The organism is Mycobacterium sp. 1164985.4 (assembly GCF_001668575.1).
Classification (GTDB): Bacteria; Actinomycetota; Actinomycetes; order Mycobacteriales; family Mycobacteriaceae; genus Mycobacterium.
In genome coordinates, this window is sequence record NZ_LZMD01000061.1 from 60386 (window position 1) to 72868 (window position 12483).

At 63.6% G+C, this 12483-nt stretch carries 16 protein-coding genes and 1 pseudogene; 4 read left to right on the top strand and 13 right to left on the bottom strand.

From position 1 onward, the window contains the following. The first annotated feature begins 3 nt into the window (after positions 1–3). A complete protein-coding gene (locus A5650_RS11480) occupies positions 4–507 on the top strand; it encodes a DinB family protein (protein WP_156744104.1) in 504 nt (167 codons plus the stop codon). Between the two features lie 7 nt (positions 508–514). Here A5650_RS11480 and A5650_RS26770 read toward each other — a convergent pair whose 3' ends face one another. The 3 genes from A5650_RS26770 to A5650_RS11490 form a co-directional block, all read right to left on the bottom strand. After that, the gene (locus A5650_RS26770; RefSeq protein WP_231992598.1) at positions 515–826 is read right to left on the bottom strand and encodes a hypothetical protein; all 312 of its coding nucleotides are present in this window, start codon (positions 824–826) and stop codon (positions 515–517) included. A gap of 92 nt (positions 827–918) precedes the next feature. Further along, positions 919–1275, bottom strand: coding sequence for a DUF732 domain-containing protein (locus A5650_RS11485; protein WP_067290813.1), 357 nt, complete (start codon positions 1273–1275; stop codon positions 919–921). 67 nt (positions 1276–1342) lie between these two features. Continuing rightward, complete coding sequence (locus A5650_RS11490; RefSeq protein WP_067290815.1) at positions 1343–2035, bottom strand: hypothetical protein; 693 nt, start codon at positions 2033–2035, stop codon at positions 1343–1345. Between the two features lie 561 nt (positions 2036–2596). Here A5650_RS11490 and A5650_RS11495 point away from each other — a divergent pair. Together A5650_RS11495 and A5650_RS27325 are read left to right on the top strand one after the other, a co-directional pair. Next, positions 2597–2812 carry a hypothetical protein gene (locus tag A5650_RS11495; protein ID WP_067290818.1) on the top strand — a complete coding sequence of 72 codons (216 nt, stop codon included), beginning with the start codon at positions 2597–2599 and terminating at the stop codon, positions 2810–2812. Between the two features lie 170 nt (positions 2813–2982). Beyond that, positions 2983–3169 (top strand): annotated as a pseudogene (locus A5650_RS27325) (adenylate/guanylate cyclase domain-containing protein); the annotation flags it as partial. Positions 3170–3192: 23 nt separating this feature from the next. Here the strand turns inward: A5650_RS27325 and A5650_RS11500 are convergent. From A5650_RS11500 to A5650_RS11510, 3 genes are all read right to left on the bottom strand, one after another. Then, entirely contained in the window at positions 3193–3888 is a 696-nt protein-coding gene (locus A5650_RS11500) for an HNH endonuclease (protein WP_067290821.1), read from the bottom strand. A gap of 182 nt (positions 3889–4070) precedes the next feature. Continuing rightward, positions 4071–4622: a hypothetical protein gene (locus tag A5650_RS11505; RefSeq protein ID WP_067290823.1), complete on the bottom strand. Its 552-nt coding sequence runs from the start codon at positions 4620–4622 to the stop codon at positions 4071–4073. Then, positions 4615–5541, bottom strand: a complete 927-nt coding sequence (locus A5650_RS11510) for a DUF4747 family protein (RefSeq protein WP_156744096.1) — start codon at positions 5539–5541, stop codon at positions 4615–4617. The genes A5650_RS11505 and A5650_RS11510 overlap by 8 nt, the downstream gene beginning before the upstream one ends. Before the next feature lie 300 nt (positions 5542–5841). On the opposite strand from A5650_RS11510, the gene A5650_RS11515 reads away from it, so the two are divergent. Next, positions 5842–6351 (top strand): hypothetical protein, encoded by a 510-nt coding sequence (locus tag A5650_RS11515; protein ID WP_082950723.1) that lies wholly within the window; start codon positions 5842–5844, stop codon positions 6349–6351. A 209-nt stretch (positions 6352–6560) separates the two neighbouring features. Here A5650_RS11515 and A5650_RS27115 read toward each other — a convergent pair whose 3' ends face one another. The 7 genes from A5650_RS27115 to A5650_RS11535 form a co-directional block, all read right to left on the bottom strand. Then, positions 6561–6830 (bottom strand): hypothetical protein, encoded by a 270-nt coding sequence (locus A5650_RS27115; RefSeq protein WP_197501847.1) that lies wholly within the window; start codon positions 6828–6830, stop codon positions 6561–6563. Then, positions 6820–6981 carry a hypothetical protein gene (locus tag A5650_RS26780; RefSeq protein WP_156744098.1) on the bottom strand — a complete coding sequence of 54 codons (162 nt, stop codon included), beginning with the start codon at positions 6979–6981 and terminating at the stop codon, positions 6820–6822. The genes A5650_RS27115 and A5650_RS26780 overlap by 11 nt, the downstream gene beginning before the upstream one ends. A gap of 322 nt (positions 6982–7303) precedes the next feature. After that, positions 7304–7735 carry a hypothetical protein gene (locus A5650_RS11520; RefSeq protein WP_067290828.1) on the bottom strand — a complete coding sequence of 144 codons (432 nt, stop codon included), beginning with the start codon at positions 7733–7735 and terminating at the stop codon, positions 7304–7306. 44 nt (positions 7736–7779) lie between these two features. Next, a complete protein-coding gene (locus tag A5650_RS26785; RefSeq protein ID WP_156744099.1) occupies positions 7780–7956 on the bottom strand; it encodes a hypothetical protein in 177 nt (58 codons plus the stop codon). 278 nt (positions 7957–8234) lie between these two features. Continuing rightward, positions 8235–10220 carry a bifunctional DNA primase/polymerase gene (locus A5650_RS26385; RefSeq protein WP_082950724.1) on the bottom strand — a complete coding sequence of 662 codons (1986 nt, stop codon included), beginning with the start codon at positions 10218–10220 and terminating at the stop codon, positions 8235–8237. A gap of 113 nt (positions 10221–10333) precedes the next feature. Further along, a complete protein-coding gene (locus tag A5650_RS11530) occupies positions 10334–10546 on the bottom strand; it encodes a hypothetical protein (protein ID WP_067290830.1) in 213 nt (70 codons plus the stop codon). Between the two features lie 96 nt (positions 10547–10642). Then, positions 10643–12043, bottom strand: coding sequence for a recombinase family protein (locus tag A5650_RS11535; protein WP_067290833.1), 1401 nt, complete (start codon positions 12041–12043; stop codon positions 10643–10645). Positions 12044–12483: the final 440 nt, after the last annotated feature.

The window sequence follows — 12483 nt, forward strand, 5'->3', positions numbered from 1 at the left end:
AGAATGGACCGGACGATGCCGCCGATGAATGCGGATGAGCGCACGACGTTGGAGGGCTGGCTGGACTTGTACCGCGCGACCCTAGCCGCCAAGTGCGAGGGTCTCGACGACGAGCAGTTGCGCGTCACATCGGTGGAGCCATCGGAGATGACGCTGCTGGGACTGGTGCAGCACGCCGCCGAGGTGGAACGCAATTGGTTTCGCCGGGTGCTGGCCGACGAGGATGTGCCGCCGATCTTCGACGCGACGCCGCACCCCGACGGCCATGACGGCGGTTTCGAACTGTCGCCGGACTCGTCGTATCACGAGGCTGCCGTGTTATGGCAGAACGAGATTCGCCACGCCCGTGCCAATTATGCGGCACGCTCACTCGACGACACCAACCTATTCAACGGCACCGAAGTCAGCCTGCGCTGGATTTATGCGCACATGATCGCCGAGTACGCCCGACATTGCGGACACGCCGATGTGATCCGGGAACGCATCGACGGGCGCACCGGCGTCTGACATTTCGTCACTCCCTCGGCGGTGGTGGCCGGTCGTGTTCGGCGAGTTCAGCCTCGTTGAGTGCCCGCTCGGCAACGATCTGGCGCGCTTCCTCGGCCGCGCGAGTGCGCCGACGCCGCGGCATCTTCGCCGATCTCTCCGAGCTGGGTGGCGACGGCATGGCGGGTGGCGGCAGCGCGGCGGTCGCGATGTCCCACAACGGAAAGAGAGTCTTGCTCGCCGGGAACGTCGTGTAGGTGCGGCCTGACGGACTTGTCCACACCACAGCGCCGTTGGGTAGCTGCTGATCCGACCAACCCCGCCAGAACGTCTTGAGCAAATGGTGGCAACGATTGTCCAAAGGACGCTCTGATATCCACGCTGGTTAACCGGTAGATGCCATAACTTATGGTCGGCGTGTGACCTCTCAGGTCAAGAAGTGGGAGTCGGAGGGCAGTTGACGAACGGGTACGGTGGTAGATCAACGCGATCGTTGTGCTGGGGGCAGTACGCGACCGAGCCCGCCGACACGATCGAGTTAGCCACATCGAACGAGTACCCGCCGTCCCTCATGAGGAGTTGAACGGCATCCAAGCCATAAGCCTCGCGGTCGCACGCCCGTTTGGCCTGCATCTTCTGCAGGTTGAAGTTGAACAGGGTGCCGTCGCTGGACAGTAGTTGGCTGAACGTCTCGTCCTGCTCAGCCTCGGTCCGGCATGGGACAGCGTTCGCTGTTCCGGCTCCCATCACGACCGCGACGGCGAGCGCGACGAGCGATGCGCGAATCACGCGTCTAGTGTGATCCGCAATGTGACACAGCGTTGGTCGTTTAACCAACGTCGCATCGCCATGCCGCCTACCCTGTCGGCGAGAACTGCGGGGGCTCGCCGAACTTGATCTCTTCGGCCCGCGAGTATGCCGTGGCGGGGCACTCGGGGTTACAGGGCTCGCCGACAGGTGCCGCGCAGGACACGCATTGTTTCTCCAGTGCGGCTGCGCTGTAGTCGCGGCGGTCGGCGAGACGCTCGCTGATCTCCCGCTGCTTCGCGGCCAGGTCGGGTACTCCGCGATATTCCTTACCCCAGTCCTCCCAACGCACCTTCTCAGCGATGCCGGTTGAGGCGGGGCAGTGCACCCATGCGGTGTCTCTCGGCGTCCAGATCATGGCGTCGCCGCTACCTTCCGGCAGCCCGTGTTCAAAGGCCACGATTTCGTAGCCGTCGCTGTAGTAGGTCGTGGCGTCGGCCTCCTCTCGGGCTGCACCTCGAATGTATTCCTTCTCGTCTTTCACCCGGTCTAGTTCGGCCTGGATCTTGGCGCTCCCTGTGGCGAGTTTGTCGCGATAGTCGCTCCAAGACTGATACGACTCTTCGACGCGGGCGTGGAATGCCTGTTTGTCGAAACGCAACCCGTCGTCGGAGCCGATCTCGCCGACGAGGTGGTCCAGGGCGATGGCGAATCCGCTCCGCTGCTCGTCGGTATCGATGTATGCCTTGGCCCGTCCAAGGGCCCTAGCGATGCGTTCGTAACTCAACACGTTGTCGGGCATGGCTCATTCTGCGCCCCGCGTCCATGTCTTAGGGCCGGACCGTGAGCCTTCGAACGTCCATCTCCCGGCTAACCGATTGCCAACCGGCGCGGTACAGAACGTCGAGCGCCGCGACTTGGACCGAGTTCGGTGTGGGGACGCGACCGTCAGCGCGATACACCTGTCGGGTCAAGCTGCAACGTCGTTTTCCAAATAGCAACGAAATCAGCGCGCTACGCTCCCTCACAGGAGAAATCGATGACGATGGTGCTTCGTAGCCAGCGACGGAGGATCCGCTTGAGGAGATGGGCTTCGGCGATCTCCATAGCGGTGACCGTACTCGGTCTCGTTAGCGTCTCAACGCTTGGCGATGGCAGCGACGCGTTGCGCGCCACAGCCACCCCCATGAGCCCGCCGCAAGAACCTGCTTCCCCGACTACAACGCAGTGGAACGAGTCCCAACTCCAACAATGGATGTCCACCGTAGATTCAGCATTAACACACCTCCAGAGCGCTATGCGGGAAGCAGGAACGGCAGCAAAGGTGCAGGACTGGGGCGGTTTGACTGCCGGATGTGTGAGAATGGACTTCGCCAGCGCTGAACTGAGCGACGCAGGACCCGGCCCATCAGCTAAGCTCACCACCGCTGTAAAGGGCCTCGCAGACATGACCGAAGATTTTGCTAGTACCTGCAGAACGCTCGGTCCATACAGCACCACAACTGACTGGAAAAAGGCATCGGCTCAGCTTGAGCAGGTGTCCGCCTACATGACGACCGTCACGGACGAACTGAACTAGTCCAACTACCCGGCAACCCCGCGTCGACGGCTGTTTGTCTGGGTCACCAGCGTTCGTTTGAATGTTCTTTAGCCAGTCGCTGCCAGTACTGGCACCACGCGTTTTGGACAACGCCCAATGCGAAGCGGGCCGCCGCGAAAACACACACGCTCGATCACTCCCGCCCCTGCCTAACCCTGACAATCGGCGCCCGCGTGAGCGCACTGGCCGGCCCGAACGACGTGCTGGTGTCCGGCAGCGCTGCGCGACCTGGTGATCGGGTCAGGACTGGAGTTCGAGGATCGCGGCGCTCACCAGCTCAAGGGCGTGCCCGGCGAGTGGCATCTATTCGCCGTCGCCTCTGGGCGAGCGACATAGTCAATACTGCGTTAGCAGTTAGATCATTGGATGTTGTCGCGCTTCGCCAAATTGTGTCGGGCGCACATTAGTTGGATGTTCTCCGCTACGAGCGAGGAGCCGCCACGCGAGTACGGAATGATGTGGTCGAAGTGAAGGTTGTCGCTGCTTCCGCACACCACACATTTGCCTTGGTCGCGCTTCCACACGGCCAGCTTCACATCTGTTGGGATGAGTCGGTTCTGCTCTAGGCGCGGCTCACGAGCATCGACAATCGGCGTCGCTTCTGGATCTACCTCGAGCCGAAACTTGAACACTAATCGCCCGTTGGACTCTTCCCGCCAGCCGTCGACAAGCCCGAATATGCCGTTGAACGTCCAAATGCCGGTGCGCATCTTCTCGTACACCCGGACACGCTCTGCGGGCGTTTGCAACTTCCGGTGTTGTGACGCAGCTTGCAAGAACAAGCCGTTCTGGGTCAGCGTGCCCCCTGGGCCGCGCTCAGGCTGGTCGAGCGTCTTAGGGTCAGGGCCGCCGCGGGTTTGCGGCCTGTCGTGACCCTCGTAGATAAGGACACGGCCATCGTCTTCGACTCGGTCGTCGTAAGGCGCGCCGGGCCGGCGGCTCATCAAAATGACGCTGGGCCGACCGCCGCTGCCGAAGTTCATACCCCGCTGTAGGTTGACGCCTTCCTCTCGGCACATTTCCAAGTAGGAAATAACCTCGCCGGGAACGAACATAGGCCCGATCGTAGGGCTCGCTAGCCATCCACGGTTTGCTTTAGTAGGCGCTCGATAGATCTATCGAGGCTTGCGGCAGAAATGAGGTGCGGTCGCCCAGCTTCACCGCGTCCAATTCGCCGCGATTGACCATAACCTAGAGCAGATGCCTGACCTCAAAACATCTCAGCCGAAATCGCTGTCTAACGACGGTTGGAACGTCTTGCGTCTCTTTCAGTTTCGAGGTCAGTGACCTCTTGCAGTCGAGCGCGAGCGAGCCCATGCATTATCACCGACCGTGCGAGTGCGACGACTTCTAGGGCCGATGTAAGGAACAGAACGGCAAGACCGCAGAACAACCAATTCTCGACCGTTGGTGGTACGAATTTCGCGAAGGCTCGATAGCTAACTGCTCCGATCACTGCGGCGACTTGGATGCCGATTACCACCATGAAGGGAGACAGAAATGCCAGGATCCCGTCTCTCTCCTCGTTGAGCAGGCGCAAGTACGACTCGGAGAGCAGCGCCACCACTAAGGCCAATGCTGCGAAGACCACGCCTAGTAGCGCCGGCGTAAGCGAAAGCACATCACCTGCGATGGCGACGCGCGCGGCAAGATCAGTGTGCTTAACGAGGAACACGCCGGCGACTATTCCAACCACTAGACAGCCGCCAAGCTCAACCGTGGCAAGCTGCGACAACTGTAGTTTGCCGAAGGAGCGCCAGAAGCCAACGCTGCGACGTAACTTACCCACTCGATGACCTCCTGACCGCTCGTTGGACCGCCAAGCGGACGCTCTGAACGGCACTGTCCCACGTGGGACCGACAGATTCGGCCGTTTCACTCATGAGGTCCTGGCGCTGGTCAAATCTGACTTTCCTGCGTGCGCTGCGGCCTCTCGCAACGATATACCCAAATGCTCTCGACGCTGCCGTGATCAGCGCGTTCGACTCGGGGTCATTGCGGATGCCGTCCTTGCTGAGGCCAGCGGTTTGGTCACGTGCCGTTATGGATTCCCTGATCTTGTCGGCTTGGAGCCGATCGATCCGTTCAAAGAGGTGCTCGAATTCCTCCTCGGCATCTGGGTTAGGCCGCAGGAAGACAAAGTCAACCGAAGTGACAACGTCGGTAGTCTCTAGCCACGCCTGAAACTCTCGCCTGTCGACCACCGGATCGACTGCCCAAACCACTGTTGGCGCAGCCTTCCGGAGACGTATTTCCGCGCGGTTCAGCATCCGTCCGAGGACAGAACTTACGACCCTCGAGTCGAAGCTCGGATGTCTCATTACACCGAGGTATCGCTGGTTCGCATCGAACCAGAACGGCGCAGTTGCAGACACCTCGCTCGATACAAACTCGTCTTCCCACGCCTTCGCTTGATCGTCCCAAACTGTCGCCAACTGAATATCCGTTCGCGACCAGCCAAGCCGGCCCGACACGCTACGTTCGGTCTCGTTGGTCGCGACATTTCCGACCCGATAGACACGCTGGTAGCGTCCGCCCGTTCGTATCTCGATCGCCGCTCTCAGATTGGCGTTGAAGCTGGTGAGCACATCGTCGAGCTTGCCGTCGAACAGCGACCCAGCCGGCCGTCGGTTTACCCGATATATCCAGACTGGTACATCCTTACCCGCAAACCACTGACCTTCCTCAGGGACCGAATCCGGGCTCAATCTGCTGGTCCTCCCTCCACGCAGCGCGACGAGCGTCGCCGTGGCCTGGACAGGAAGACCATATCGGCTATCCGTGAGCGAACACGTGAGGCTGCCCAGAAGCGGCCTGTCAACCGCCGCCCCACCGCCGCCGGCCGGCTAGCCCGCCCCGGCCAAGGGCCCGGCTAGCCCCGGGCCGCGAGGTCGTTGACCCGTGTCGAGGATTAAGGCGATATCGGTCGTGTCGACTATCTGGCGTCTACTGTTTGCTACACATCGCACGACGAACGCGAGGGAAGAGATGAGTATGGAGCGTCGGATATGACCGTCACGATGCTCGATGAGCCGGCGGCCGCAGATCCGCGCTACGCAGAACTCGAGAACGGCACCGCCTACCCTTTCGCCGAATGGCCGAACCTCACGATGGATCGCGCCGCTCCCGGCGTTTACACGGTCTGGGATGCCGCTGGCGCGTTCATCTATGTGGGCATGGGCGGCAAGAAGCTGAAGGCCGACTACGACCGCAGCCCGAAGAAGCCGACCGGGCTGTTCCCACGCTTGGGCGCGCACGCGTCGGGTCGCCTGTCCGGAGACCAGTTCTGCGTCTATGTCTTCGCGTGGTACATCGCCCCCCACTTGACCGAGCAGCAGCGGCAGCAGATGGCCGCTGGTGAAAAGCTGATCGACGGGCTCACCAAGGCGTACATCCGCGACCATTTCCGATACCGGTACGTCGCCACTGCCGACGGGCCGGCCGCGCTGGCCCTGGAGCGCGAAGTGCAGCGCGGCGCGCTTAAGAGTGTCGGTAAACCGTTAATCAATCCGCTCTGAGGCGTCCGCTGCGTTTCAGCCTCCGGTGCCGCCCAATCGCGTTCCCCGTGCGAATAGTGCTGCGTCACAATGAGTTTCGGTACGATAGCAGGGTTGAATCACGTTGGCGCACAGGGGATTCGGGATAAGTGTGCGACGAGGAAATCCCAATGAACAGATCGACCACAGCGCGGGTGTGGCCGCCGATCGCTGGCCTAAAAAACGGGGGGTCATCGCTGGGCCGTCAGTTTTTCCCACCATTCGGCGATCTCGGGCTGCTCGGCGCTGAACATGCGCACCAACGACGCCATCAGCGAAACAACGTCGCGCGTCGATAATTCGATGGCGTACTCGGTGCCAGAGATGCCGCGATATCGCAACACCGGCGTCATTCGGTTTTCCACGCGGTGTTTCATCAATACGACGTCGGCAGTACCGCCTACCGCGACATGCGTTGTCACGTCGGGTAATGCGCTCGTCACCGCACACTCACTCGTCACGGGAGGTCAGTCTCCAGTTGTGCGCACTCGCCACCGACGCCGAATGATATTCCTCCACCGCAGCTTTCATGGCGGCGTCGTCGTACAGCCGGAGCACATGCTGGCATGGCTCATCGCCATCGTCGAAGGCGTTTTCCTCCGCCTCGGTCATCGGTACCAGGCTGTGCGTGGCGCAAATCGGTGGGCCGCAGAAGCCAGCCTCATACCCGGCGCGTAGCCATTTCCTGAAGTCGGTTGTCACCGCACACGAACCCAATTGCCGCGAGCGTCGAGCACCTCTGTCCTAACCGCACTGCGCAGCAGCTCCGCGGGGATGCTAGCGAGGACGGTGGACATGTCGTCGACGCCGCGCGTCTCGCATAGGGCATCGACGCGGGCACATGCCGCGAGGGCTCGTAGTGATGCGGTCCGTTGCCGTTCGATCGTCGACCGTCGCAGCGGTCGCGGTGGTCCGACGAGTGCTATGTGTTCCATTACCGATTCCCTTCATTCAGTTGGTGATACGTCAATCGACCGCCGGTCATCTCAGCGCGATCACGGGCGGCCTTGTTGAGCTGTGCGTCTCGGGCACCGTCGCACTCGAGCATCACGGCGAACGCTCCACCCTCGCCCTCGACCGGCGGCCCGAGGCGCTCTTGCTGGCGCTGAATGGCCCGCACACGCTCGCGCATCGCCTCGACCGAGGCACCGGTCTGGGCTGCCCGTTCTAGCGCCTGACGGTGGATCTCGCGGGCAGCGTCGTGATGCCGGGCGATGTGCTCGCGACAGATGTCGGCCTCGATACAGCGCAACCCGCTGACGGCGTCGATGACGATGGCGTCGGCGACGCGTCGGGCCAGGGTGTCGATGGATGTGCCGAGCTCGGCCGCAATGGCGCCCAGCGGGACGAGCTGGTTGTCGCTCATGGTTTGATTCTCCTTCACTTTTCGGTCAATCGTGTCTGGGACGTTCAGGATGGTTCGGCACAGCAGGCACGCTCGCGCGGGGCGTACTCCTCAGCGAGACGACGTAACGCCAACGCGATCTCGCCGCGCTCCGCGTCGTTGAACTCGTCGGGATCGTGCGCCAGCGCCAGCCGCGCCAGCCCGCGGGCCGCCTGGAGGTAGGTATCGACGCCGGGGTTCATGCGGTGAATCCTTTCTTGGTTAATTCGCCGCGAGGGGCTCCCCCAACCGTTCCCCTACCCGTTCCCCTTCTGTATAGAAGGGGGGAACGGGGGAACGGGACTGACGTCTTTTGCGGCCGGGGAACGGGGAACGCGAGGGGAACGCAAGGGGAACGGGGAACGCTGCAGGTCGGGCGCTTTTGCGAGGGGAACGCCCCGACGGCGGAATTATTAGCCGGAACGGGATTGTTGGCCAAGTTAACGATGGGAACGCTGGTAACGCAGGTCAGAGGCACTTTTCACCACTCATCCCACGGCTTCAGGAGCTTGTGTGGCGACTCTTCAGAGACGTACCCGTCGCGCTGCAGCAAAGCGAGTGCATCGATGGCGTACTGACGCCTCCCCCCGACGGTCGCCAGGATCTGCCGTTGCGGCATCGCCCCGTGCTCGTCGATCGCGGCGCAGATCTTCGCCATCAGCTTGACCGGACGGAATTCACCACCGTGGGCGGCGAGGGCCGGCAGGATCTCGAACTCGACGTAGCTCTCGTCGTGTGAGGTGACCCGCAGCTCGCCGAAGTCGCACAGCCCGTCCTTGCGCTTGCGGCCGTGCTTGCGTAACTGGCCTGGCCGGTCCTTCGCGATCAATACGGTGCTGCGCCCCTCGCGTCCGATGCCGAACGGCTCACGGTTCTCGAGCAGATACGCCGCGCCGTCAAGCCCGTTGAGCTTGTGCACGCCGCCCAGCGCGTACCGGCCGCGGTCGGTGGCCTTGCTGACATGGTCGAGGCACGCGGTCGCTGCGCCCGTCGCCGCGAGTCGACGCGGCAGGATACGACCGAACGTCGCGATGTCCTTATTGTTCAGCGGGTCGAGGCCGTGCATGGTCATCGCCTCGGTGACTCCGTCGATGACGGCGATCGTCGGGCGATCAGTGGCGACGATCGCGAACAGGTCGCCCAGATTGGCGCCATTACCCAGCGCCTCGGCGGGCCGCAGATAGCGGAAGCGCGACCGGATCGTCTCGGGTGCCAACTGCATGGTGAGTAGGCGACCCACGACCCCACCCTCGTCGTCTTCGAAGTCGAGGTAGAGCACGGCATGGCCCGCCTCCAGTTCGTGGAACGCCGCACCGAGCACCAACCACGTCTTGCCGGCCTCGGACTCGCTGGCGACGGTGTGCACCTTGCCTGGGTAGAACAGCCCAACGCCGTCGCTGCGCTGTCCCACGGTGGGCTTGGGAGCTTCCCAGTGTCCCGACAGCACCGCCTCGAGATCCACGGCGCGCCAGGAATGCTCGGCGCCCGACGCCGCCGACAGTGATGCCTCGGTCGCACCCGCCGGGTAGAGGCTGTAGACGCTGGCGAGCTTCTGCTGGGCCTGCTCCCAGGTGACCGGATACGGACAGGCCGCGCTGCGGAACGGCGGCTCGACGATCTTTAGCCCGCCGGTGACTTCGTGAGGGTGCACCAGCATGCCCTCAGGCCCCTCGGGCTGCTCGCACAGCAGCCAGCGCGCCCGGAAGGCGGCCTCGGCCTCGTGATAATCCAGCCCGAGCTTGCGCAGCCGTCCCGCGTAGGCGACCAGCTCGGCGTGCCGCTTGCCGAATGGGATCCTCTCGGTGTTGGGGTTGCGCGGTGGTTCGAAGAACGACGCCGCAGTGGCGACCTCGGCGCCGTTGGTTGCCGGCGTGCCGATGGCGTAGAGCAGGATCTCAGCGACCTGCTCTCGCAGCTCGGCGATGGGCAGGCCGTTGCCGGTGTAGATCGCTCCGGATTCATGCTTGGAGCCGTGGCCGATGACATAGCCGCCGTCACCGCGCACGTTGATCTTGTAGCCCTGGAATGCCTTCTCGCGGTTACCTATCGGCTGGGCGGCATGGTCCCAGCGGAAGTACACATGACGCCCGCGGGCGGTGGTGACGGTGTAGGTAGGCGGCAGCGTGATCTTGTTTTTGGCCGTCCTGTTGTAGTCGGCGAGCCAGCGGTCGAGCTCGCCTAGTTTGTCCTCATCGAGCACGACGATCCCTGACGGGCCACAGGAGACGCCGGTGTTGGCCAGGCCGCCGCGTTTCTCCCACGCAGTGTCAAGCATCGGTGGGGTGACGACGCGCCAGGTGCTCCACGCGACCGCCGGATGCTTGCCGCGGATGCCGTCGCACGGATGCGCGAGATTGTGGGCGCCGATGCACTCCGGATGGTCGGGATGGTCAGCCGGGAACACCATCAGCCCATGCGCAAGCTGGGCGTGCGCAGCGGCGAGATACTCGCGCAGGTCGCTACTCACGGCGGCCCCGCTGGGCTACGATCGTCATTGCCAAATCTCCTTGGCGCGGTGATGTAGATGAGCAACTGAACGGAAGAGCCCGGCGATTACCGAAGTCGTCGGGTTCTTCGCTGTCAGGGGTCGCCACGGGCCGCCTTCTTGCGCACCGGCTTGAGCAGCTCGGCGAGACGGTCGCGCTGCGCGTGGCTCAGCGGTGGCGCCTCGGCGAGCACCCTGGCGATCTTCGCGGCGGCCAGGTCGCCGCGCGCCTCGATCTCGGCAGCTTTGTCGTTCGCCTTGCGGGCGCGCATGATGGCGCACCGGGCATTGACCACCTCGTCGGCCATGCTCTTAACGCTGGCAGAATCGCCAGATTCAGTCAAAAAATCTGCAGCGTATTGCCAAGTGTGGCAATGGATCTCAGATCAGTGAACAGATGTTCTCTAGCGCCAGGCGACGTCTACCCGGTCCGGATCGAACCGTGCACCGCCGACCCGATGCCCCTTACCGACCGGCATCACGGTCACGCGCACTAACAGGTCGAGCACGCCGCGGTAGCGATCGGGCGACAGTGCCGCGACCGCGTCGGCGACCTCGGCTTCGCCCAGCGGGATGCCGTCGAGCACGCGTAGCTTGGCCTGATCGGTTTGGGCCGCCTCGATCGTCTCGAGCTTGCCCATAACGACGTCGGTCGCAAGCTTCGCCTGCTGCCCGGTCAGCAGCCCCTCGGCGTAATCAGTCGCGATATCATCCAAACGTGTTGTCAGAGCGATCTTCTCGAGTCGCAGCCGTTCGGCGGTCGCTTCGTCGTGTTCCTCGGCGCGCAGCAGGTCGACGGCATCGTCGTCCGCCAGGCGCCCGGCGACGATACCGAACAGCAACGGTTCGACGTGCTCGGCGCGCACACTCACGCCGCGACACGACTTGCATTGGTAGACAATGGCTTTGCTGCGGTAGACCTGCACCCCCGACAGATGCCCGCCGCACTTGCCACAGCCCAGCACACCGGTCAGCAGATGACGGCGCACACTCTTGCGCCCCGGTGCGCGGCCGGGCGAATTCAGCACCGATTGCGCTGCACGCCAAGTGGTTTCGTCAACCAGCGGCGGCCAGGTGCCCTTACCGACGATCTCGCCGCCGTAGGAGCGCAAGTTGGCGTTGCGCGGCGAGCGCAGGAACAAACTCATCGTCGAGGCCATCCACGGCGACCCGGTCAGCCCGTAGTGCCCGGCGGCGTTCCACGCCCGCGCGATCTCGGAGATCGACCCGCCGCACAGGATCGACGCATACGCCTGCTCGACCAGCGGCGCGGTGACCGGATCGAGCGACCGCTTGCCGACGTCGTCCTCCTTGGTGCCGGTGTAGGGCAGGTACCCAAACGCCCGCTTCCACTTCGGCCGTCCGCGCTCTGCCTTCTGCCTGCCTGCCCGGCGTTGGCGCTTCGACTTCTGTTCGATCTCGTGGCGTGCCACCGCACCCTTCAGCCGCGCCACCAGGCGGCCCTGCTCAGTGCTCAGGTCGCAGTCGCCCGACACCGTCGCCAACGCCAGATGACGCTCGTCAGCGAGCGCGATGAACGCCTCGAGTTCGACGGGCCGGCGGTGCAGACGGTCGAGATCCCACGCGACGACCGCGCCGATCGCACCCGTGCGGATGTCGGTCAGCATCTCCTCGTAGGCGTCCCTGCGCTTGCCGCTGGAGGCCGAGGTGTCGTTGTCGACGTACGGGACCGGCTCCCAGCCCTTGGTGGCACACAGCCTCTCGCAGTCCTCCCGCTGGCGGTCGATGGCGAGCTGGTTGTCTTCGCGGTCCAGCGATTGGCGCAGGTAGATGGCGGCTTTCATACCCAGAACGTACTCTAGGTTGCCAGTACTGAATCCGACACAGGCACTTGTTGTTTGACGGATGGGTTGCACCTGCAGGCCACGGTATCGTGTGGTCGACATCGCAGCATTCGGCGGGGCGATCACACCCTGGGAACCGACAGGTCATATCCCGCATGCGGACGAACCGCTCCACCACCGCCGGTGGCCGGTACGTCTTTGCGGCTCCCTCAGGCGTGGGCAGTTTGGTGACCTTCGCCCCTTCGGCGATCATTTGCGCGACCATCGGCGCCGGCAGCACTCCCCCGCCGACGACCACCGCGCCCCCACGACCCGGCCGCAGAGCCGCGGGCCGGGAAGGGCGCGAAGGCCCGGCCTCAGGAGGGGGATCGAGCTCTGCCGCTGCCGGCTCGGGTTTCGGATCAGGCTCGAAAAGAGGGATCGGGTTCGACTCCTGGTCC